The sequence below is a fragment of the Frigoribacterium sp. Leaf44 genome (assembly GCF_001421865.1).
Taxonomy (GTDB): domain Bacteria; phylum Actinomycetota; class Actinomycetes; order Actinomycetales; family Microbacteriaceae; genus Frigoribacterium.
The window spans coordinates 857,142-878,684 of sequence record NZ_LMLG01000001.1; the positions used below are offsets into that span (position 1 = coordinate 857,142).

Annotated in this window: 25 protein-coding genes; 14 read left to right on the top strand and 11 right to left on the bottom strand. The window is 71.6% G+C overall.

Annotated features, from left to right (window positions below; genetic code table 11):
• Positions 1-75 precede the first annotated feature (75 nt).
• Positions 76-618: a 30S ribosome-binding factor RbfA gene (gene rbfA / locus ASE87_RS03940; RefSeq protein ID WP_056226086.1), complete on the top strand. Its 543-nt coding sequence runs from the start codon at positions 76-78 to the stop codon at positions 616-618.
• Between the two features lie 30 nt (positions 619-648).
• Here rbfA and ASE87_RS03945 read toward each other — a convergent pair whose 3' ends face one another.
• A complete protein-coding gene (locus tag ASE87_RS03945) occupies positions 649-1,518 on the bottom strand; it encodes an A/G-specific adenine glycosylase (protein WP_056226089.1) in 870 nt (289 codons plus the stop codon).
• A 68-nt stretch (positions 1,519-1,586) separates the two neighbouring features.
• On the opposite strand from ASE87_RS03945, the gene ASE87_RS03950 reads away from it, so the two are divergent.
• The 5 genes from ASE87_RS03950 to ASE87_RS03970 are packed head-to-tail and all read left to right on the top strand — an operon-like array spanning position 1,587 to position 4,922.
• Positions 1,587-2,141, top strand: a complete 555-nt coding sequence (locus ASE87_RS03950) for a hypothetical protein (protein ID WP_052505358.1) — start codon at positions 1,587-1,589, stop codon at positions 2,139-2,141.
• Positions 2,142-2,187: 46 nt separating this feature from the next.
• The gene (truB, locus tag ASE87_RS03955; protein WP_056226091.1) at positions 2,188-3,087 is read left to right on the top strand and encodes a tRNA pseudouridine(55) synthase TruB; all 900 of its coding nucleotides are present in this window, start codon (positions 2,188-2,190) and stop codon (positions 3,085-3,087) included.
• The gene (locus ASE87_RS03960; RefSeq protein ID WP_043596125.1) at positions 3,084-3,452 is read left to right on the top strand and encodes a hypothetical protein; all 369 of its coding nucleotides are present in this window, start codon (positions 3,084-3,086) and stop codon (positions 3,450-3,452) included. The genes truB and ASE87_RS03960 overlap by 4 nt, the downstream gene beginning before the upstream one ends.
• Before the next feature lie 46 nt (positions 3,453-3,498).
• The gene (locus ASE87_RS03965) at positions 3,499-3,975 is read left to right on the top strand and encodes a hypothetical protein (RefSeq protein WP_235472188.1); all 477 of its coding nucleotides are present in this window, start codon (positions 3,499-3,501) and stop codon (positions 3,973-3,975) included.
• Positions 3,976-3,980: 5 nt separating this feature from the next.
• Positions 3,981-4,922 carry a bifunctional riboflavin kinase/FAD synthetase gene (locus tag ASE87_RS03970; RefSeq protein WP_056226094.1) on the top strand — a complete coding sequence of 314 codons (942 nt, stop codon included), beginning with the start codon at positions 3,981-3,983 and terminating at the stop codon, positions 4,920-4,922.
• A 76-nt stretch (positions 4,923-4,998) separates the two neighbouring features.
• On the opposite strand, the gene deoC is transcribed toward ASE87_RS03970, so the two are convergent.
• Positions 4,999-5,727 (bottom strand): deoxyribose-phosphate aldolase, encoded by a 729-nt coding sequence (gene deoC, locus ASE87_RS03975; protein WP_056226096.1) that lies wholly within the window; start codon positions 5,725-5,727, stop codon positions 4,999-5,001.
• Positions 5,728-5,753: 26 nt separating this feature from the next.
• Here deoC and ASE87_RS03980 point away from each other — a divergent pair, with 26 nt between their 5' ends.
• From ASE87_RS03980 to ASE87_RS04000, 5 genes are all read left to right on the top strand, one after another.
• Positions 5,754-7,364: an SDR family oxidoreductase gene (locus ASE87_RS03980; RefSeq protein ID WP_082452281.1), complete on the top strand. Its 1,611-nt coding sequence runs from the start codon at positions 5,754-5,756 to the stop codon at positions 7,362-7,364.
• Positions 7,361-7,567, top strand: a complete 207-nt coding sequence (locus ASE87_RS03985; protein ID WP_056226098.1) for a hypothetical protein — start codon at positions 7,361-7,363, stop codon at positions 7,565-7,567. The genes ASE87_RS03980 and ASE87_RS03985 overlap by 4 nt, the downstream gene beginning before the upstream one ends.
• A gap of 89 nt (positions 7,568-7,656) precedes the next feature.
• Entirely contained in the window at positions 7,657-8,241 is a 585-nt protein-coding gene (locus ASE87_RS03990) for a GDSL-type esterase/lipase family protein (protein WP_056226101.1), read from the top strand.
• A gap of 3 nt (positions 8,242-8,244) precedes the next feature.
• Entirely contained in the window at positions 8,245-8,616 is a 372-nt protein-coding gene (locus ASE87_RS03995; protein WP_043596134.1) for a DUF6804 family protein, read from the top strand.
• A gap of 127 nt (positions 8,617-8,743) precedes the next feature.
• Positions 8,744-10,399: a stealth family protein gene (locus ASE87_RS04000; protein WP_235472218.1), complete on the top strand. Its 1,656-nt coding sequence runs from the start codon at positions 8,744-8,746 to the stop codon at positions 10,397-10,399.
• A gap of 95 nt (positions 10,400-10,494) precedes the next feature.
• Here the strand turns inward: ASE87_RS04000 and ASE87_RS04005 are convergent, their stop codons facing one another.
• Entirely contained in the window at positions 10,495-10,971 is a 477-nt protein-coding gene (locus tag ASE87_RS04005; RefSeq protein ID WP_056226104.1) for an NUDIX domain-containing protein, read from the bottom strand.
• Between the two features lie 38 nt (positions 10,972-11,009).
• Here ASE87_RS04005 and ASE87_RS04010 point away from each other — a divergent pair, with 38 nt between their 5' ends.
• A complete protein-coding gene (locus ASE87_RS04010; RefSeq protein WP_056226106.1) occupies positions 11,010-11,843 on the top strand; it encodes an oxygenase MpaB family protein in 834 nt (277 codons plus the stop codon).
• Between the two features lie 448 nt (positions 11,844-12,291).
• Here the strand turns inward: ASE87_RS04010 and ASE87_RS04015 are convergent, their stop codons facing one another.
• The 4 genes from ASE87_RS04015 to rplU form a co-directional block, all read right to left on the bottom strand.
• Positions 12,292-13,260: a phosphodiesterase gene (locus ASE87_RS04015; protein ID WP_043596140.1), complete on the bottom strand. Its 969-nt coding sequence runs from the start codon at positions 13,258-13,260 to the stop codon at positions 12,292-12,294.
• A 231-nt stretch (positions 13,261-13,491) separates the two neighbouring features.
• On the bottom strand, positions 13,492-14,667 hold the full coding sequence (locus tag ASE87_RS04020; protein ID WP_056226109.1) for an alcohol dehydrogenase catalytic domain-containing protein: 1,176 nt from the start codon (positions 14,665-14,667) through the stop codon (positions 13,492-13,494).
• A gap of 124 nt (positions 14,668-14,791) precedes the next feature.
• A complete protein-coding gene (rpmA, locus tag ASE87_RS04025; RefSeq protein ID WP_043596143.1) occupies positions 14,792-15,058 on the bottom strand; it encodes a 50S ribosomal protein L27 in 267 nt (88 codons plus the stop codon).
• Positions 15,059-15,072: 14 nt separating this feature from the next.
• Positions 15,073-15,384, bottom strand: a complete 312-nt coding sequence (rplU, locus tag ASE87_RS04030) for a 50S ribosomal protein L21 (protein WP_054144935.1) — start codon at positions 15,382-15,384, stop codon at positions 15,073-15,075.
• Positions 15,385-15,472: 88 nt separating this feature from the next.
• Between rplU and ASE87_RS04035 the strand changes: the two genes are divergently transcribed.
• Positions 15,473-16,114, top strand: coding sequence for a hypothetical protein (locus ASE87_RS04035; RefSeq protein WP_056226112.1), 642 nt, complete (start codon positions 15,473-15,475; stop codon positions 16,112-16,114).
• 20 nt (positions 16,115-16,134) lie between these two features.
• Here the strand turns inward: ASE87_RS04035 and ASE87_RS04040 are convergent, their stop codons facing one another.
• The 4 genes from ASE87_RS04040 to ASE87_RS04055 all read right to left on the bottom strand — a co-directional run bounded on the left by ASE87_RS04040 (position 16,135) and on the right by ASE87_RS04055 (position 20,695).
• Entirely contained in the window at positions 16,135-16,656 is a 522-nt protein-coding gene (locus ASE87_RS04040; RefSeq protein ID WP_082452283.1) for a DUF779 domain-containing protein, read from the bottom strand.
• Positions 16,656-18,197, bottom strand: a complete 1,542-nt coding sequence (locus ASE87_RS04045) for an aldehyde dehydrogenase family protein (RefSeq protein ID WP_056226117.1) — start codon at positions 18,195-18,197, stop codon at positions 16,656-16,658. Before ASE87_RS04045 ends, ASE87_RS04040 begins: the two co-directional genes overlap by 1 nt.
• A 197-nt stretch (positions 18,198-18,394) precedes the next feature.
• Entirely contained in the window at positions 18,395-19,645 is a 1,251-nt protein-coding gene (locus ASE87_RS04050; RefSeq protein ID WP_056226120.1) for a GAF domain-containing protein, read from the bottom strand.
• A gap of 123 nt (positions 19,646-19,768) precedes the next feature.
• The gene (locus tag ASE87_RS04055) at positions 19,769-20,695 is read right to left on the bottom strand and encodes an NAD-dependent epimerase/dehydratase family protein (protein ID WP_043596150.1); all 927 of its coding nucleotides are present in this window, start codon (positions 20,693-20,695) and stop codon (positions 19,769-19,771) included.
• A 124-nt stretch (positions 20,696-20,819) separates the two neighbouring features.
• On the opposite strand from ASE87_RS04055, the gene ASE87_RS04060 reads away from it, so the two are divergent.
• Complete coding sequence (locus tag ASE87_RS04060; RefSeq protein WP_056226123.1) at positions 20,820-21,536, top strand: TetR/AcrR family transcriptional regulator; 717 nt, start codon at positions 20,820-20,822, stop codon at positions 21,534-21,536.
• The last annotated feature ends 7 nt before the right edge of the window (positions 21,537-21,543 follow it).

A 21,543-nucleotide genomic window follows, 5' to 3' on the forward strand; every position in this document is an offset into this window, starting at 1 on the left:
CCCGCTCCGACTACGGTCGGGGCGGGGCCTCACCCCTCTCGCCACGGCGGCGAGCAGCACGAACAGGAGTGAACAATGGTTGACGCCCAACGCGCCCGCAAGATGGCCGACCGCATCCACGAGATCATCGCTCGGCGTCTCGAGCGCGGCATCAAGGACCCCCGCCTCGGGTTCGTCACGATCACCGACGTCAAGGTGACCGGCGACCTGCAGCACGCCTCGGTCTTCTACACGGTCTACGGCACCGACGAGGAGCGTCGTGACACCGGTGCGGCCCTCAAGTCGGCGACCGGCATGCTGCGCAGCGAGGTGGGCAAGAACATCACCGCACGCCTCACGCCGAGCCTCGAGTTCATCCTCGACGCACTGCCCGAGAACGCGGCCTCGATCGACCGCCTGCTGCAGGAGGCCCGTCAGCGCGACCACGAGAGCCAGTCCATGGCCTCGTCGGCCGAGTACGCCGGCGACGCCGACCCGTACGTCAAGCCGCGCGACCTCGACGCGGACGACGACCTTGACGACGCCGAGGACGACCTCGACGACGACCTGGCGATGGACGACGAGCTCGAGGCCCCGGCCGCAGGCGCCTCGACCGAGCCCGACGGCTCCACCCGCTGACCGCAGCGTCCCTCCGGACGCCCGCCCGCCTCAGTCGGGCAGGCGATAGCCCTCGTCGGGCGACCCCGTGGCCAGGCCGTCACGGAGCAACCCGGCGAGGGCTCTCGCGCGTTGCCCGTCGTCCGTCCAGACCGTCTCGATCTCGGCCGAGCTCACGGGCACGTCGCTGGCCCGCAACTCGGCCATGATCAGCCCCCGCACCTGGCGGTCCGATCCCTCGAAGCGGGCCTGGGTCCGGAGGCGCGGCCCGGTGTGCGCAGGACGACCCGCCAGCACCCACGCGCACTGCTCGACCAGCGGGCAGACGTCGCACTTCGGCGACCGCGCCGTGCAGACCAGCGCACCCAACTCCATGACGCCCGCGTTCGTGACCTGCGCCTCCTCGAGGTCGTCGGGCAGCTGCGACTCCATCAGGGGCAGGTCGCGCGAGGCCTTGGGGGCCCACGGTTCGGCGAGACCCTCGACGGCACGGGCCAGGACGCGGCGGACGTTCGTGTCGACGACCGGGTGACGGTGACCGTAGGCGAAGACCGCGACGGCACGTGCGGTGTAGTCGCCGATGCCGGGCAGTGCCAGGAGAGACGGGACGTCCTCGGGCACGACGCCGCCGTGCCTCTCGGTGATCGCCACGGCGGCGGCGTGGAGGGCCAGGGCCCGACGCGGGTAACCGAGGCGCTCCCAGGCCCGCACGGCCTCGGAGGCAGGCGACGCCGCCAGGTCGCCCGGCGTCGGCCAGCGTTCGAGCCACTGCTCGAGGCGCGGGACGACGCGGGCCACGGGGGTCTGCTGCAGCATGATCTCGCTGACGAGCGTGCCCCAGGCCGTGAATCCGGGACGCCGCCACGGGAGGTCGCGACCGTTCTCGCGGAACCAGGCGTTGACGGCGGGGGAGATGCTCACCGTAGGAGCCTACGGCTCGCCCTCGACCTCCCCGGCGCGGTGTCGGCGATCGGGCGTACGGTGTCGACATGACCACCCGATGGGCCCCTGCCAAGAAAGACACGCTGCGCGAACTGGCGACCGAGATCGTCCACAACTACGGGCGAGGCCGCGTGCTCGTCGCGATCGACAGCGACGGAGGCGCGGGTGCGGCCGGTCTCGCCGACGACCTCCTCGAGGCCTTCCGCGAGCTGGGGCACGCGGCGTTCCGCGCCTCGCTCGACGGCTTCGAGAAACGTCCCGACGCGGCGCCGCGCGACTCCGCTCCCGTGCTGGACGAGAGCCTGTTCCGCCGGGTCCTGGTCGAGCCGTTCCGGCTCGGCGGCAGTGCGGGCTGGGTCGAGCGGGCCTGGGACGCCGACGCGGACCGTTCCGTCGAGTCCGCCTGGGTCACCGGTCCGGCCGACGCGGTCCTGCTCGTCGACGGCACCGACCTCGCGCGCCCCGGCCTCGCGGGGCTGTGGCACTACCGCGTCTGGGTCACCGCCGACGATTCGCGACTCGACGCCCGGGCCAAGGCCTCGGCCGTCGTGGACAACTCCGACCGCGAGCACCCTCGTCGACGCTTCGACGACGCGTGCTGAGCGCGTCCCCGGCCCCGTCGCGGTCCGGCTGCGCTAACGTCGTCGGGTGAACAGCGGCCTCCTCCTCGTCGACAAGCCGCAGGGCATCACCAGCCACGACGTCGTCTCGCGCGTGCGCAAGGCCGCGGGCACGCGCAAGGTCGGCCACGCCGGCACGCTCGACCCGCTGGCCACGGGACTGCTCGTGCTCGGCCTGAACTCGTCGACGCGCCTCCTGACGTTCCTGGTCGGCCTCGACAAGGGCTACGACGCCACCATCCGTCTCGGCGTCTCGACCACCAGCGACGACAGCGACGGCGAGGTCGTCTCGACGACCTCGGCCGGCGGCGTCACCGACGACGCGATCGACGCCGGCGTGGCACGACTGACCGGGCCGATCAGCCAGGTGCCCACCACGGTGAGCGCGATCAAGGTCGACGGCCGTCGCGCCTACGACCTCGCCCGTGCCGGGGTCGAGGTCGAGCTGAAGGCCCGCGACGTGACGATCACCGAGTTCACCGTGCTCGACCGACGCGACGCCGTCGTCGACGGGGTGCCCGTGCGCGACCTCGACGTGCGGGTCTCGTGCTCGTCCGGCACCTACGTCCGGGCTCTGGCCCGCGACCTCGGAGCCGACCTCGGCGTCGGGGGACACCTGACCGCGCTGCGTCGGACGCGGGTGGGGCCGTTCGACGTGACCCGCGCCTCCGTCCTCGAGGGCATCGACGTCGCTCCGGCGCTGCTGCCTCCCGTCGACGTCGCCCGGACCCTCTTCCCGGAGTGGTCCATGACCGCGGCCGAGGCCGTCGACCTCGGGCACGGCAAGCGCGTGGCCGTCGATCTCGACGACACCCCCGGGCCGGTCGCCGCCGTCACGCCCACGGGCAGGCTCGCGGGCCTGGTCTCGGTGCGGGCCGGCGCCGCGAAGCCCATCGTGAACTTCCCGACCGACGAGGTGCAGGCATGATCGAGTGGTTCACCTGGGTGCAGGTCGTGGTGGCCGTCGTCGCGGGAATCGTCTGCGTGGTCGCCTGCTTCGCGAAGCGTCAGCCCGACGACATCACCGTCGGCACCGGGGCCGTCGTGCTGCTGCTCCTGCTCGTGCAGCTCGTCGTCGCGATCGTGGCCCCGTTCGTCGGCAACGCGCCGACGGGCAACCTCGTCGAGTTCTACATCTACCTCGTCTCGGCCATCCTGCTGCCGCCGCTCGCGACCGTCTGGGCGCTCGTCGACCGCACCCGCTGGAGCAACCTCGTGCTGGCCACCTCGTCGTTCGCGATCGCCGTGATGGTCTACCGCATGTTCCAGATATGGACCGTCCAGGGCCTCTGACGCACCCGGTCGGCGGCGGGCCCGCCGGAGTCCTATCCTTGACGGGATGGTCACTCAGAAGTCAACGCGCGCGGTCGGCCTCGGCCGGGTCCTCATCGCCGTGTACGCCCTCCTCGCCCTCGCCGCCACCGGTCGGTCGGTCTTCCAGATCACGACCCAGTTCTCCGAGGCGCCGCTGGCCTACACCTTGAGCGCGTTGTCGGCCGTCGTCTACATCGTCGCCACCGTGGCCCTGATCGCGCCCGGCCAGGGCTGGTACGCCGTGGCCTGGGCGACCATCAGCTTCGAGCTCGTCGGCGTCCTGATCATCGGTCTCGTGACCGTGCTCGACCCCGAACTCTTCCCGCACGACACCGTGTGGTCGTTCTTCGGGCGCGGGTACGGCTTCGTGCCGCTCGTCCTGCCCGTGCTCGGCATCCTGTGGCTGCGTCGGCAGGGGCGCGCGACGCAGGCGGCGGGTGGCACCGGTGCCGAGGGCGCGGGGGCCGGCGGGTCTCCTCGCGACCCGGGCACGACGAGGTAGCGCGCGTGCAGTTCTACGACCTGGTCGGCGACGTGCCGCCCGACTTCGGGCCGAGCGCCGTCACCATCGGCAAGTTCGACGGAGTCCACGTCGGCCACCGCGCCGTGATCGACATGCTCGAGGGGGTGGCGCGCGACGAGGGTCTCGTGTCCACCGTGGTCACCTTCGACCGGCACCCGTTGGCGGTCCTGCGACCCGACGACGTGCCGACGGCCCTCGTCAGCAACCGGCAGAAGCGCGAGCTGCTCGACGAGGCCGGGGTCGCCGCCACCCTCATGCTCACCTTCGACGCCGAGCTGCGGGCGCTGACGCCCGACGAGTTCGTCGACCGCATCCTGGTCGGGGCCCTGCACGCCCGCGTCGTGTTCGTCGGTGACGACTTCCGCTTCGGCGTGCGCGGCAGCGGCACCGTCGACACCCTGCGCGAGCTCGGTGCCTCCCGCGGGTTCCGGGTCGTGTCGATCGACGACGTGCGACCGAGCGGTGGCCGTCGGGCGTCCTCGACCTGGATCCGTGAACTGATGGACGCCGGTGACGTCCGCCAGGCCGGCGTCCTGCTCGGGCGCGAGCCGTCGGTGCGCGGCATCGTCGTGCACGGAGAACAGCGCGGCCGAGAGCTCGGCTTCCCGACGGCCAACCTGGCCCGCGACAGCGAGGGGTTCGTCCCGGCCGACGGCGTCTACGCCGCTCGCGTGGTGGTCGGCGACACGCTCTATCCGGCGGCGGTCTCGGTCGGCAACAACCCGACCTTCGAGGGGGTGCCGGCCAAGCAGGTCGAGGCGCACCTGCTCGACGTCTCACTCGACCTCTACGGGCTCGAGGTCACCGTCCACTTCGTCGACTGGGTACGGGGCAACGTGCGCTTCGACGGGCTCGAGGCCCTGATCGCGCACATCCGGGCCGACGTGGTCCGCACGCGCGAGATCCTGGGGCTGCCGACCGCCTGAGGCCCCGTGGGCCCGACGGTCGTCACCATGTCGAGGAGGCACGGGTCGTCGACGCGACCCGTGCCTCCTCGGCTCGTCAGTACGACGTCGTGTCGTCACCCGCGCCCGAGGCGCGGCCCGTCTCGAGGCGGTGCGCCAGGTCGGCGAGGATCGTGCCGCTGGCGCTCGTGCCGAAGCGCGTGACGCCGAGGTCGAGCATCTCGAGCACCGTGTCGAGGCCGCGCACGCCGCCCGAGGCCTTGACCTGCACCGAGTCGGAGACGGCGGCGCGCATGAGGCGCAGGTGCGGGAGCGTCGCCCCGCCACCCGCGAAGCCGGTGGACGTCTTGACGAAGGCGGCCCCGGCGCGCTCGGCGGCCTTCGAACCCGCGACGATCTGGTCGTCGTCGAGGTGGGCCGTCTCGAGGATGACCTTGACGAGCGTGTCGCCGGCCGCCTCGACCACGCCGCGCACGTCGGCCTCGACCTCGTCGGTCATGCCGCTGCGCAGCCAGCCGATGTTGACGACCATGTCGAGCTCGGAGGCGCCGTCGGCGATCGCCTGCCGCGACTCGGCGGCCTTCGCGGCCGTCGAGGTCGTGCCGTGGGGGAAGCCGATGACGGTGCCGACGAGCACGCCGGTGCCCTCGAGGCGCTCGACGGCGTGCGCGATGTCGGAGGGGCGGACGCAGACGCTGAAGACGTGGTTCGCGGCGGCGTCGTCGAGGGCGGCGTCGACCTCGGCGCGGGTGAGTTCGGGCTTGAGGATCGCGTGGTCGATCATGCCGGCGACGGCGGAGACGGTGGGGAGCTGCTGGGTAGTCATGATGGGGTCCAGCGTAGCTTGGGCCCATGTCTGCGAACACTCCCGACGGCGTGCCGTCGAGCACCCCCGTCACCAGCGACACCGACCACGCCGTGGCCTCCCGCCGGGTGCTGGTGACCGGGGCGACCGGGTACATCGGCGGGCGGTTGACGCCGCGCCTCGTGGCCGCCGGGGCGGACGTGCGGGTGCTCGTGCGTTCGCCCGAGAAGCTGCGCGACGTGCCCTGGTCCGGCGACGTCGAGGTCGTCCAGGGCGACCTGACCGACCCCGAGACGGTGCGTCCCGCCATGGAGGGCGTCGACGTCGTCTACTACCTCGCCCACGCGATGGGTGGCAAGGGCGACTTCGAGCGCGCCGAGGCCGATGCGGCGCACACCGTCGCCGACGCCGCGCGCGACGCGGGCGTCCGGCGCATCGTCTACCTCGGCGGACTGCACCCCGAGGGCGACCTGTCCAAGCACCTGCAGTCGCGCAAGGACGTCGGCGACGTGTTGCTCGCGAGCGGCGTCCCGACCGTCGCCCTGCAGGCCGGCGTCGTCATCGGCTCGGGCAGCGCCTCGTTCGAGATGGTGCGCCACCTGACGGACGTCCTGCCCTACATGCCGGCACCGAAGTGGGTCCGCAACTTCATCCAGCCGATCGCCGTCCGTGACGTGCTCCACTACTTGCTCGGCGCGGCCGACGTGCCCGACGACGTCAACCGCACCTTCGACATCGGCGGCCCCGACGTGCTCCGCTACGGGCAGATGATGAACGGGTACGCCCTCGAGGCCGGCCTCAAGCAGCGGCCGATCGCGTCCCTTCCCGTCTTCACGCCGTGGCTCGCCTCGCAGTGGGTCAACCTCGTCACGCCCGTGCCCCGCGCCCTCGCCGTCCCGATCATCGCGTCGCTCCAGTACGACTGCGTCGTCCGCGAGCACGACATCGACACCGTCGTGCCCCCGCCCGCCGAGGGGTTGCTGCCCTACCGTCGCGCCGTCCGCCTCGCCCTGCAGCGTGAGCAGGACGGCGACGTCGAGACCAGCTGGCAGGACTCGTCGGTCGCCGGCGCACCGAGCGACCTGCTGCCGAGCGATCCCGACTGGTCCGGGCACATCGTCTACACCGACGACCGGCAGACGGACACCTCTGCTCCGGCCGCCGAGCTCTGGAAGGTGCTCGAGAGCATCGGCGGCGAGAACGGGTGGTACTCGTTCCCGCTGGCGTGGTCGGCCCGCGGCTGGATGGACCGACTGGTCGGGGGAGTGGGCCTCCGGCGAGGCCGTCGCAGTGCGACCACCCTGCGGGTCGGCGACGCCCTCGACTGGTGGCGGGTCGAGAAGCTCGAGCGCGGCCACCTCCTGCGGCTCCGGGCCGAGATGAAGGTCCCCGGAGGCGCGTGGCTGGAACTCACGGTCGAGCCGCGTCCCGACGGTGGTTCCCACTACCGCCAGCGCGCGGTGTTCTTCCCGCAGGGGCTCGGCGGGCGCCTCTACTGGTTCGCGATCCTGCCGTTCCACGGCGTCATCTTCTCGGGCATGCTGCGGCGCATCACGGCGACGGCCGAGCGGGAGGCGGCCGCCCGGGCGACCGGTGGCCGGGTGGCCGGTGCCGCGGCCGCGGCCGGGGCCGCGACCGACGCGACGGCCGTGGCGTGACCGACCCGCGCCTCCTCGTCCTGGCGTCGTCGCCCGGGCCGCTGTACCCGGCGGGCGACGAGGCCATGTCGCCGGTGCCGTTGTGGCTCGGGGTCCTCTTCGGGGTGCTCGTCGTCGTGTCGTCGTTCGTCGTGCTGCTGCCCCGCGTCCGCCACGCGCTCGACCGCGTGTGGTCGAAGAGGCCGCGACGCTTCCGACAGTGAGGACCGGGCTGCGCCGCGCGCGCCGGTTCGCGGCTCCCAGCGGGTGATGGCACGATGGGGGCACTTCAGCAGACCACCAGGAGGTCGTGATGACACACCGAGAGACCGTCGCCTTCGTCGGCGACAGCTTGACCGAGAACGGCGACTGGGCGGCGTGGTTGCCCGACGAGCAGGTCGTCAACCTGGGCGTCGGGGGCGACACGGTCGCCGGCCTGACGGAACGGCTCCACGACGTCGTGGCAGCGAACCCCGACTCCGTCGTGCTCATGATCGGCACCAACGACTTCACCGCGCGACGCTCGGTCGAACAAGTGGTCCGCGGCATCGAGAACCTCATGGTGGCGATGCGTCGTGAACTGCCCGGGACGCGACTGCTGCTGCAGTCGATCGCGCCGCGGGGGGCGGAGTTCGCACCCCGCCTGAAGGACGCCAACCGCCACCTCCGCCAGTTCTCGTCGACCGTCCGGGCGCAGTGGCTCGACCTCTGGCCCGCGCTCGTCGACGAGTCGGGCGACGCCCTGCGACCCGAGTTCGCGGCCGACCACGTCCACCTCACCGACGCCGGCTACCAGGCCTGGCTGGGCGAGTTGCAGCCCGCCCTCGAGCGCCTGCGCGACGAGCCTCCGATGAGCCGTCCGATCAGCGTGCTCGACGTCGCCTACGACATCGAGTAGGCGGTGCCCACCCCCACTGCCCCCGCGTTCACGCGTCCGGCCCTGGCGCCCGGCTTGATCGCGGCCATCGCGCTCCTCGCGGGGACCGCGTTGCTCGACTCCGACGTCTTCACCGTGTTCCGGTACGTCGTGTCGATCTTCGCCCTGATCGTGCTCGTGTTCGCCTACCGGGGGCGGCTCTGGTGGGCGCTGCCCTTGCTCGCCGCCGTGGCCGTCCTCTGGAACCCGGTGTTCGTGGTGCCCGTCCAGCCCGAGCTCTGGCAAGGCCTGCAGTTCGTCGCCGCCGCGCTCATGATCGCGGTCGGGGTGCTCGTGAAGGTGCCGACCGAGGCCGCGACGACCACGAAGTCCGCCCCGGTCCGGGGGCGCCGCTGACCGTCAGGGGCAGCGGATCCTCCGGGGTGCCTCCGACCCCGTAAAATGCCGAGGGTGCGTCCGCCCGCCCGAGGCCCGCACGGAAGGTTGAGTCTGCATGGCCACGGAGATCCCCGGTACGTCAGAGATGGTCGGCACGTCCGAGAGTCCTCTGCTGACCCCTCGTCACCGAGCCGGTGGTCTCGACCGAGAGGACGTCGTGGTCCGCAAGGGGCAGTTCACGCTCCTGAACGGTCACCTCACGCCCCAGCAGTCGATGATCGAGGACCTCCTCTACATCCGTCGGGTGCTCGACGCCGCCCAGGTGCCCTTCCTGCTCGTGCGCGGCAACGACGTCCGCCCCGTGATCGCCGTCGACACGGTGCACCGCGACCGCTTCACCGCCGCCATGATCGCGGCCTCGGCCACCGAGCCCTTCTACGCCAAGCCCCGCAAGGGTCAGGCGTCCCTGGTCGTCGAGGGTGGGCTCGAGCTCGAGACCGAGCGCGTCTTCCGCGTCTACCGGCCCCGGGTCGAACCCATCGGCCGCCTCCGCTACGGTGCGGGCACCGCCGTGCAGGTCGAGTTCTGGATCATCACCGACGACGAGATCCTCGCCCCGACCGAGAACGCGCTGATGCGCACCGAACTCCCTCGTGCCGAGGCCGTCGAAGAGACCGTCGAACGGTACGGCATCGAGTGGCCCACCCTCGAGCACATGTTCGACGACCACGCCACCGACATCACCTTCGACATCGACATCGTCTTCTCGTGGGTCGACGGCAACTCGATCGAGTACCAGCGTGCCCGCGCCGCGCAGGCCAAGCGCCACGTGGTCGGTGAGGGTGACGACTCGGCGGCCCGGTTCCGCCAGATCGACGAGCTCAAGTACGCCCTGCGGTCGGTCTACATGTTCGCGCCGTGGGTCCGCAACATCTACATCGCGACCGACTCGCCCGTGCCCGAGTGGTTGGGCGAGCACCCCCGTGTGCGCGTCGTGCGCAGCGAAGAGTTCTTCAGCGACCTCTCGATGCTGCCGACGCACAACTCGCAGGCCGTCGAGTCGCAGCTGCACCACATCGAGGGGCTCAGCGAGCACTTCCTCTACTCGAACGACGACATGTTCTTCGGGCGACCCGTCGCGCCGAGCATGTTCTTCTCGCCGGGATCCGTCACGAAGTTCATCGAGGCCGACACGCGCATCGGGCTCGGGCACAACAACATCGACCGCAGCGGGTTCGAGAACGCCGCGCGGGTCAACCGGCGCCTCCTGCAGCAGCGCTTCGGGCGCGTCCTCACCCGCCATCTCGAGCACACCGCCGCACCGCTGCGCCGCAGCGTCCTGTTCGAGATGGAGCACGAGTTCGCCGACGAGTTCACCGCCACGGCCGGCAGCCCCTTCCGAGCGAAGGAGAACATCTCGGTCACCAACTCGCTCTACCACTACTATTCGCTGATGACGGGCCGCGCGATCGTGCAGGAGAACGCCAAGGTCAGCTACATCGACACCACGATGGTGTCGGGGCTGGCGTCGTTGTCCGAGGTGCTGAAGAAACGTGCGTTCGACTTCTTCTGCCTCAACGACGGCAGCTTCCCCGAGGTCACCGACGAAGAACGGACCGCCACGGTCACGGACTTCCTCGAGCGCTACTACCCGTTCCCCGCACCGTGGGAGAAGGACGAGATGCAGCGCGTCGCCCTCGAGAACGCCGAGCAGGACAGACGGGCACTCGGTGCCGAGGCGGCTCAGTCGGGCGAGGCGACGGGATCGTCGTCGCACCGGGGGCTCGAAGGATCGGACTGACGCCGGTCTCGCCCACGGGCGAAGCCCGTGCGACCCGGGGGCGGGGTGCCCGCAGGGCGTCGTCGCCGTGGAGTCGGAACGGTTCGTGCGGTCCGTCAGGCCGTCGAGGTGCCGAAGCGGGCCGCTTGCTCCCCTGAGAGGGCTGCGTCGAGACGCGCGAGCATGTCGGCACCCATCGTGGGCAGGTCGTCCAGCCGGAACCACCGGGCCTCGGTGTTCTCGCCGTCCGCGGGGGAGGGGTCGCCCGAGACGTAGCGCATGACGAAGGTGTGGTCGAGGTACTGCGCGCGGTCACCGTTCGGGTAGACGACCTCGTCGGTCACCCCGATCGACGCCAGCCGCTCGGGGACGACGTGCAGGTCGGCTTCCTCGAGGGTCTCGCGGACGGCGGCGTCGGCAGGGTGCTCGCCCGGGTCGACGATGCCCGTCACCGGCGTCCAGGCACCGGTGTCGGATCGGCGGACCAGCAGCGTCTCGTCGCCGCGGATGACCACCGCGGTCACGCCGGCCAGCCACAGCGGTGCCGTGCCGATCTTCTCGCGCAGGGACAGGACGAAGTCTGGGGTGGCCATGTCAGCACCCTACCGACGGCCCGCCGTAGGCTGACGACATGCGACTGCCCTGGACCCTTCACGGCTCGGACGTGCGGCGGATCTCCGACATGGCGGGCGAGTCGCTGCTGTTGGCGGGTGGGGGCAGGGCGATCCTGCTGCAACTGGCGAACCCCGGGGTGGGGCACGGTGTCGCCGAGCACAGCGACTTCGTCGAGCGTCCGTTGTCGCGGCTGCACGGCACCATGACGTATCTCTACGCCATCGTCTTCGGCACCCCGTCCGAGGTGGCCCACGTCCGCCGGGTCGTCGGGCGGGCGCACCGTCCGGTGCACGACGGAGGGTCCTCGTCGGTGCGGTACGACGCGTTCGACCCCGGGCTGCAGCTCTGGGTGGCGGCGACCCTCTACGACTCGGCCGTGCAGCTCTTCGAGCGGGTGCACGGGCCGATCGACCCGGCCCACGCCGAGACCGTCTACCAGGACTACGCCCTCGTGGGCACGTCGCTGCAGATGCCACGCGAGCTGTGGCCGGCCGACGTGGCATCGTTCCGGCGGTACTGGGACGACGTCGTCGATCATCTCGTCGTGGACGACGTCACGCGTCGGGTCGCGCACGAGCTGTTGCACCCGACGACGGGACCGTGGTGGCTGAGAGCGGTGATGCCGATCGCCCGGCTCGTCACCGCGGGGTCGCTGCCGAGCAGCGTCCGCGACGACTTCGGGCTGCCGTGGTCGACCGGCGCCCAGCGTCGCTACGACCGGGTGATGCGCGTCACGGCTGCTGTCGTCCCGCATCTGCCCCCGCGCCTCCGGCACGTGCTCCGCGACGGGTACCTGCGGCGGCTGCGCTCGGCGATGGTGGCCGAGGCTCGGACGCGCACCCCCAGCTGACCCGACCCGTCGCCGGCGTCCCGGTCTGCGGCCCCCGCCTCCTGGCACGGCGTCTTTGCCCCTGACGGCAACTCCTGCCTCCTGTCACGGCGATCGCACGCCGGGGCATGTCGGCGTCGTTCGAGCGACGTGAGGCAGGAATTGCCGACGCGAGCGGGCGGTGGTCGGGGTGGTCGGTCTTCGTCGGCAAGGCTGCCCCGGGTCGGGTGGGATCGACTGCGCCGCGCCGGTCGGCAACTCCTGCTCCGTGCCGCACGTCGGGCCAGGGAAGGGGGCGTCGGCGGTCTCGCGGAGCAGGAGGCAGGAATTACCGACGGTTCGTGAGGCCCGCCACAGTGGGCGGGACCTCCTCGGCAGGCGGGTTCCACGCAGCGGCGCGGGGGCTGCGCTGCAGGATCGGGGCGGTGACGGGAGGACCAACCCCGTCAGAGGGTGTTGATCGGCCTCGTCACAGCGTGTCGATCGGCCCCGTCAGCGTCAGGTCGCGCGGCACGACGGGCACCGGGGCCGTGTCGGTCGCCCGGTGGCGGGGGGCTGCCGGGGCGATGCGCACGCCCGCGACGGCGAGCCGTTCGGCCACCACGTCGGCCGGGACGTACTCGCCGACGGTCTCGTAGGTGCCGATCGGCACGACCGAGTGCACGACCGTGCCCTCGTAGACGTGCACCAGGTTGAACGCCTGGGCACCGTCGCGGCCCCGGGTGCCGCCGCCGGCGACGTTGAGGTCTTGTGTGTAGCAGGTGGCCGACGCGACCGACACGGGCACGCCCGCGAAGGTGGCGTTGGTCGAGTAGTGCAGGTGTCCGGCGATGATGGACCGGACGTCGCTGCCCTCGATCACCTCGGCCAGGGCCGCCTGGTCGCGCAGCTCGACGAGCGCCGTGAGGTCTTGAACGCTCGGGACCGGCGGGTGGTGCATGGCGATGATGGTGCCGTCGGGGGCGTCGGTCGAGAGCTCTTCGGCCAGCCAGTCGAGCTGGTCACCGGACAGTCGGCCGAAGTGGTGGCCCGGCACGGTCGTGTCGAGGGTGATGACGCGCAGGCCGTTGACGTCGTACACGAGGTCGACGGGTCGCTGCGAGGGCAGCTGCCCGAAGAGCTCGGACCGGAACGCGCTGCGGTCGTCGTGGTTGCCCATGGCCCAGATGACCTGGGCGCCGAGTCGCTCGGCGACGGGCTCGATCAGGGCGCGGAGCTTGCGGTAGGCGTCGGGCTCGCCCTTGTCGGCGAGGTCGCCCGTGAAGACGATGGCCTCGGGCCGCCCGTCGGACGCCTCGATCTCGTCCATGATCTGACGGAGCCGGGCCTCGCTGTCGACTGCGCCGTAGAGGTCGCGGTCACCGCCGACGAGGTGCGTGTCGCTGAGGTGCAGGATGAAGTGGTTCGGCCTGGGGTGTTCGGCCGTCCGGAGATCCATGGTTCTCTCAATCGATGTCGCCGACGCGGGCTCGGGACGAGACCCTCGTTGTTGATTCGTCACCAGTCCATCACCCGTTTGCCATGAGTGGGGTGAACGTGCGCGCGCGTTTCGGTGAACGGTCGTCGAACAGGCCGCATTCCCGAGCGACGACGCTAGCCCGGCACACGGGACGACGCGACCCCCAGGAGGCGGGGGTCGCGTCGTCGGCGCAGCGAACGGTCCGAGGCGTCAGGGCTTGAGGACGACCTTGATGCAGCCGTCCTCCTTGTTCTTGAAGACGTCGTACATGGCCGCGGCCTCGGAAAGCGGCACCGGGTGGGTGACGAGGTCCTCGGTGCCGAGCGGGTCGGTGGGGTCCTCGACGAGCGGCATCAGCGTGTCCATCCACTTCTGGACGTTGCACTGGCCCATCTTGATGGTGATCTGCTTGTCGAACAGCGTGAGGAAGGGCGTGGGGTCGGCGGTGCCGCCGTAGACCCCGCTGAGCGAGACGGTGCCACCGCGGCGGACGATCTCGAAGGCGAGGTGCATGGCGCCGAGGCTGTCGATGCCGGCCTTCTGCATGACGGCCTGGCCGATCGTGTCGGGCAGGGCTGCGGCGAACTTCTGCACGAGGCCGATGCCGGCGTGCTCGTGGGCCTCCATGCCGACGGCGTCGACCACGGAGTCGGGGCCTCGGTCGTCGGTCATGCGCTTGACGACGTCGGCGACGTCCTTCGTCAGGTCGAGGACCTCGACGCCGTGGCGCTCGGCCATGGCACGACGCTCGGGCACCGGGTCGATGCCGATGACGCGGTAGCCGCGGTACTTGCCGATGCGCGACGCGAACTGGCCGACCGGGCCGAGGCCCAGCACGACCAGGGTGCCACCCTCGGGAACCTGGGCGTACTCGACGCCCTGCCACGCGGTCGGAAGGATGTCGCTGAGGAAGAGGTAGCGCTCGTCGGGCAGGTCGGCGCCGACCGTGACGAGGTTGGCGTCGGCACGGGCGATGCGCAGCTGCTCGGCCTGGCCACCGGGGACCTGGCCGTAGAGCTTGCTGAAACCGTAGAGCGTGGCGCCCGAGTCGTACTCGGTTACCTGCGTGGTCTCGCACTGCGAGAAGAGTCCGCGGTCGCACATGAAGCAGTGGCCGCAGGCGATGACGAAGGGGACGACGACGCGGTCGCCGACCTTGATGCGGCTGACCTCGGAACCGACCTGGGTGACGACGCCCATGGTCTCGTGGCCGAGCACGTCGCCCTTGTCCAGGAACGCGCCGAGTGCGTCGTAGAGGTGCAGATCGCTTCCGCAGATCGCGGCCGACGTGACCCTGATGACCGCGTCGCTCGGGTCGATGATCGTGGGATCGGGGACGTCCTCGACGGAGACGTTGGTGACGGACTGGTACGTGAGTGCCTTCATCGATCCCGTCTACGCGCCCTCGCCCGGTGCCTCCTGGACGAGGGGTACAGCGGGTACGGAAAAGCCTCGGGGCCGCCGGGCCTGGGCCCGACCGCCCCGAGGCGGATGTCGCGTGTGGTGTCGCCTAGGCGACGGCCGTCGCGGAAGCGACGATGTTGACGACCTTGCGGCCGCCCTTGTTGCCGAACTCGACCGAGCCGGGGGCGAGGGCGAAGAGGGTGTCGTCGCCGCCGCGGCCGACGTTGACGCCGGGGTGGAAGTGGGTGCCGCGCTGGCGGACGATGATCTCGCCGGCGAGGACGACCTGGCCGCCGAAGCGCTTCACGCCGAGGCGCTGTGCGTTCGAGTCACGACCGTTGCGGGTGGACGATGCGCCCTTTTTGTGTGCCATGTGGTGTCAGCCCCTTAGTTGGTGGTGATCGAGGTGATCTTGACGCGGGTCAGGTCGGCACGGAAGCCCATGCGACGCTTGTAACCGGTCTTGTTCTTGTAGTTCTGGATGACGATCTTCGGACCGCGCAGGTCGTTCAGGACCTCGCCCTCGACCGTGACCTTGGCCAGGTCGTCGCCCGACAGGATGGTGTCGCCGTCGACGTGCAGGACGGGGACGAACGAGACGGTGTCGGCGGTCGCGGCCTTGAGGCGGTCGACGGTCAGGATCGTGCCGACCTCGACCTTCTCCTGACGGCCACCGGCGCGCACGATTGCGAAAGCCATGGGAACTCCAAAAAAGTGGGGGATGTGACGCCCGGACTGCCGGACGACGTCGTGGTGCCACGAAGGCAACTTGGATAGTCTTTCACAAATGTCACGACCGATCAAACTTCGCCGCCCGCCGCAGTTCACGGCCGAGATCGTCGACGACGCCCGCGAACGCCTGCTCGACCTGCTCGACGACCTGAGGACGCTCACCACCGACCACGCCGACGACATCGAGGTCTGGGGCTCGGCCGTCACGGCCGCCGGCTGGGAGATCGCGAGCCTCGGCCAGTGGCTCGGCCTCGAGGGCGAGGCGGTGTTGCTGCTCGGCGGCGCGTCGTACCCCGAGATCGCCGAGCACCAGGGCACCAGCGCGTCGGCCGTGTACGCCCGCGTCGGCCGGTCGCTCACCCTCGCGCCCTACGCGCACGCCTCCGGCGCCGACGGGGCGACCACCCGCGTCTCGGCCGAGGGCCTCGACCAGGCCCGAGCCGAGTACGACCAGGAGGCGCGGGCCGGCGACCCGACGGACGTCGCCCCGGCGGCCGCGCCCGTCGGCGACTCCTTGGCCGAGCGCGTGCCCGAGGTGCTGCGGGACGGCGCCCGGCGCACCACCGAGATCGTCGCCGCCCTGCCCGACTACCGGCGCAGCAGCGTGCTGTCCACTCTGAGCGTCCTGGCCCGACAGGGAGTGGTCGAACGGGTGGGGCACGGCGTCTACGCCCTGCCCCACCCGCCGACCGACTGACCCCTCGGGCGGTCGCCCGATCAAGCCGGTGCGACGGCCCCGGCCCCGGCCACGGCCTCGTCGAGTCCGAACGCCCGCAGCTCGTCGTCGGTGAGCATCCGCGACCGGATCAGGAAGCGCCTCCCTTCAGGGCTCTCGACCGAGAACCCGGCCCCGCGACCCGGCACGACGTCGATGGTGAGGTGCGTGTACTTCCAGTACTCGAACTGGCTGCGCGACATGTAGACCTCGATGGGGTCGATCCCGTCGACGTGCAGGTCGCCGAGGTGGACGTCGACGGCTCCCACCCGGAAGAACCCGACGGGGTAGCACATGGGCGACGAGCCGTCGCAGCAACCGCCCGACTGGTGGAACATCAGCGGGCCGTGCTGCGCCGTCAGGGACACGAGGAACGCCGCCGCCTCGGGGGAGACGTCGACCCGGGAGGGGGTGGAGGCGACCGGCCCGGAGGCGGGGGCCGGCGTGACCACGCCGCCCCGCGCCTCCTCGGCTGACGCTGCTGACGCTGTCGGCGGCGCAGCGGCCGTCTGCTCGGGCGTCATCAGAAGAAGCCCATCGGACCGTCCGCGTAGCTGACCAGCAGGTTCTTGGTCTGCTGGTAGTGGTCGAGCATCATCTTGTGGTTCTCGCGACCGATGCCGGACTGCTTGTAGCCGCCGAACGCCGCCCCGGCGGGGTACTGGTGGTACGTGTTCGACCAGACGCGACCGGCCTGGATGTCGCGGCCCGCCCGGTAGAGCTGGGCGCCGTTGCGGCTCCACACGCCGGCGCCGAGGCCGTAGAGGGTGTCGTTGGCGATCTTGATGGCGTCGTCGTAGTCGCTGAAGCTCGTCAGAGACAGGACGGGGCCGAAGATCTCCTCCTGGAAGATCCGCATCGAGTTGCGGCCCTCGAAGATCGTCGGGTTGACGTAGTAGCCCTCGGTCAGGTCGCCGCCCAGGTCGGCACGGTCGCCGCCGAGCAGCAGCGTCGCGCCTTCCTGCTTGCCGATGTCCATGTAGCTGAGGATCTTCTCGAGCTGGTCGTTCGACGCCTGGGCGCCGATCATCGTGTCCATCGAGAGTGGGTTGCCCTGCTTCACCTTCTTCACTCGCTCGACGCCGTCGGCGGTGAACTGGTCGTAGATCGACTGCTGCACGAGCGCCCGGCTCGGGCAGGTGCACACCTCGCCCGAGTTGAGGTTGAAGAACGAGAAGCCCTCGAGCGCCTTGTCGTAGAAGTCGTCGCGTTCGTCGGCGACGTCGGCGAAGAAGACGTTCGGGCTCTTGCCGCCGAGCTCGAGCGTGACCGGGATGAGGTTCTCGCTCGCCATCTGCATGATGAGGCGCCCGGTGGTGGTCTCGCCGGTGAACGCGATCTTGCGGATGTTCGGGTGGCTCGCCAGGGGCGCGCCGGCCTCGACGCCAAAGCCGTTGACGATGTTGAGGACGCCGGCGGGCAGGAGGTCCTTGACGAGGTCCATGAAGACGTGGATCGACGCGGGCGTCTGCTCGGCCGGCTTGAGGACGACGCAGTTGCCGGCCGCGAGGGCGGGCGCGAGCTTCCACACGGCCATCAGCAGCGGGAAGTTCCACGGGATGATCTGCCCGACCACGCCGAGCGGCTCGTGGAAGTGGTAGGCGACGGTGTCGGCGTCGATCTCGCCGGTGGAACCCTCTTGTGCCCGGATGGCTCCGGCGAAGTAGCGGAAGTGGTCGATCGCGAGCGGAACGTCGGCGGCGAGGGCCTCCCGGATGGGCTTGCCGTTGTCCCAGGTCTCGGCGACGGCGAGCATCTCGAGGTTCGCCTCCATGACGTCGGCGATCCTGTTGAGGATCAGCGCGCGCTGGGCGATCGTCGTCTTCTTCCACGAATCGAACGCGCGCCAGGCGGCCTCGACCGCCTTGTCGACGTCGGCGGCGTTGCCCCGGGCGACCTCGGTGAAGACCTTGCCGTTCACCGGGCTCGGGTTCTCGAAGTACTGCCCGCTCGCCGGGGCGACGTACTCGCCGCCGATGAAGTGGTCGTAGCGGGGCTTGAAGGCCACCTTCGCGTCGGGCCGTCCCGGCGCGGCGTAGGTGTTCGGGGGAGTGGTGACGGTCATGACGGTCCCTTTCGACGACGGTGTCGGGTCGGCGGCGGGGGTCGCCCGCCGGTGGCGGCAGGCTACGTCGGGGGAGGTTGCATCGGGTTGCGCGTCACGGCCCGCGAGCGGGCGGGCGCGGTCGCCGGGTTCCGGGGTCGCGGGGCTCCGGAGGCGCGGGGTCGCGTGGTTCCGGAGGCGCGGGGCGCGAGGGCGCGTCAGCCCCGGTTCTCGAGCGCCTCGAGGTGCGCGACGAGGTGGGTCCGGCGGGGCGATCCCGGAGGCAATCGACGCAACAGCTCGAGCAGGACGCGGACGTCGTCGCGGCCCGCGGTCGACTCGGAGTACGACAGCAGGGTGTCGATCGAGCCCCCCGTGAGGAGCGCGTCCCGGACGGTCGCGGCGACCTCGGCCCGCAGCTCGACGACGCCGGGTGCCGTGGACGAGGGAAGGGCCGGGCCGGTGTCGGCCCGCACGGCCGCGCGGTGGGCCCCACGATCGACGAGACCGACGAGCGTGTCGAGGTCGAGCGTCACCGGGCGAGGCAACCGGTACGGGCGCGACAGCGGGACCAACGTCGGGTCGAGGGCCTCGACGACGTGGCGGAGGCGGACCATCTCGGGCCGAAGGGTGGAGACCGCGTCGACGTCGCCGTAGACCGCGTCGGCCAACTCGTGGGCCGTGTAGCCGGCAGGACGGTGGGCGAGCAGGGCCATGATCTCGGAGTGCCGGGCACCCAGCGCGATCCGGCCCTCCCCGACCGTGAGCACCGCCTCGTCCCGACCGAGGGTCGTCAGGCCGGCGGGGGCGTCGGGCCCAGGGTGGACCGGGTGGACCGGGTGCCGCGGGGCGCGGGTCGGGGCGCGACCGGCCGCGTCGAACCCCAGGAGCGCGAGATGCGCCTCCACGGCCGCGACCGTCGCCGTGACCAGGGGCAGCGTCAGCGAGCCGGCCGCCCGCTCGTCGCCCGTGATGTCGACGACGCCGATCAGGTGCCCGTCGACGGGGTCGTGGACCGGCACGGCCGTGCAGCTCCAGGCCCGCACGCGGTGGTTCCAGTGTTCGTCGCCGCGGATCTGCACGCCCCGGTCGAGCACGAGGGCCGTGCCCGGGGCCGAGGTGCCGACCCGCGCCTCCGACCATCCGGCGCCGGCGACGAACAGCATGTCCTCGGCCCGGCGGCGGGCCGCGGGGTCGCCCTCGACCCAGAGCAGGCGGCCGTGCTCGTCGCCAACGGCCACGAGCAGGCCCGAGCCCGCGACGTCGTCGACCAGGAGGCGGCGGACGACGGGGAGCGCGAGTGCGAGCGGGTGGTCGCGGCGCCAGTCGTCGAGGTCGTCCTCGGGCAGCTCGAGCCGGGGCAGGCCGTCGGGATCGAGCCGGTGCCGTGAGGCGCGGTCCCACGAGTCGCGCACCACCCGGCGCTGCGGCCCGACGTCGCGGGGCGGACGGCTCGCGGTCAGCGTCATGGAGCACCAATCGTCGTCGATCGGGGCGAGTCGGCCGTCGTGCGGCGTCGTCGCCGGGGTGTTGTCAGCGTACGGCGGCGTGCGGCCGCGGGGAAGGTCGCCGCGTGGGGGTCTGCTGTGACCTCAGGGTCGACGCACCGCGTCGCGGGTGGCCGTGATCGTCGCGTCCAACGCCTCGGGCCACGGGGTCGGTCCGATGCCGAGCAGGCGTTCGCTCTCGGACGAGTCCACGACGAAGGGCGAATCGAACTGGTACTGCATCGCCCGCACCTCGCGGAGGAACGGCACCGTGCGGGTCAGGCCGGCCCACAGCAGCGGATTCCACGGTCGGACGCGACCGGTCAGGCCGTACCGGCGCCGCGCCTCCTCGGCGATCTCGACCCGGGAGGCGTGGGTGGCGTGCGGTGTGAGCCAGGCCCGACCCCACTCGTCGCGATCGATCGCCGCCACGAGGGTCGAGACGACGTCGGGCAGGTACGCCCAGGCGTGCGGCTGGGTCACGTCGCCGACCGCGTGGGCGGTGCGGCCCGCGACGAGCGGCCCGAAGAAGTCGCTGCCGAGGTGGGCGTTCCGCCCGGCGCCCGGCCCGAAGTAGTCGCTCGCGCGCACCTCGACGGCCCGGACGCCCCGGTCGGCCGCGGCGAGGAGGCGCGTCCAGCTGTCGGCGCGCACCCTGCCCTTCCCCTCGGCGGAGGCGAGGGGCGTGTGCTCGGTCATCGGCTCGGTCACCGGCCCGTGGCCGTAGAGGTTGCCCATCAGCACGATGCCCGCCCCCGTGGTGGCGGCCGTCTCGATCAGGGCCGTGGTGATGGCCGGCCACTCGACGCCCCAGGCGGGGTAGGGCGGGTTCGAGCAGACGACGATCGTGTCGGCACCGTGGGCCGCGCTCGTCAGGGCGGCGGCGTCCTTGGCGTCGAGCGTGAACGGGGCGGCCCCGGAGATCACCGTGCCGCGGCGGGTGGCGACGCGTACGGTGTCGCCCCGCTCGGCGAGGCGGCGGACGAGGGGGGTGCCGATGGCTCCGGCTCCGACGACGAGATGGGTGGGCATGGGGTCCTCCTGGGGTGATGAGCGAGAGCGGTGCTCTCGGATCTGACCCTAGGGTCGGGCGGCTCGACATGCAAGAGCGGTGCTCTCGTTTGTGTCCCGTGCTCTCGGAGGACAGGATCGGGGCATGACCACGAACGCAGGGGACGACGACGGCGCCCGGACCACCGGAGGCGTCCGCGAGCGGGCACGGATCGAGATCGTCGAACGCGCCCTCGCCTCCGCCCACCGGCAGCTGGCCGAGGTGGGCGCGGCCGCCCTCTCGGTGCGAGCCGTGGCCCGCGACCTGGGCATGGCCTCGTCGGCGATCTACCGGTACTTCCCGAGCCGCGACGCCCTGCTGACCCGCCTCATCACCGACGCCTACGTCGACCTCGCCGGCGCTGCCCGGAAGGCCGAACAGGCGGTCGACCGCGCCGACCACCAGGAGCGGTTCCGTGCCACGGCCCGCGCGACCCGCCGCTGGGCGATCGCCGACCCGCACCGCTACGCCCTGCTCTACGGATCGCCCGTCCCCGGGTACGCGGCCCCGGTCGACACCGTGGAACCGGCGATCGCGGTGGGTCTGCTGTTGCTCGGGGCGGTCGACGACGCGGCGGCGAGCGGAGCCTCGCTGCGGGCGATGCCGGTATGGGCCGGCCTGTCCGACGAGTTCGCGCAGCTCGCCCAGGGCCTGGGAGCATCGGTCGCCCCCGGCGTGCTGGCCTCGGGCATCACCGCCTGGACCTCCCTCTACGGTCACCTCAGCTTCGAGCTCTTCGGTCACCTCACCAACGTCGTCGTCGATCGCGACGCCTGGTTCGAGACCTTCCTCGACGAGCAGATCGCGCGGATCTGGGGCTGACGTGACG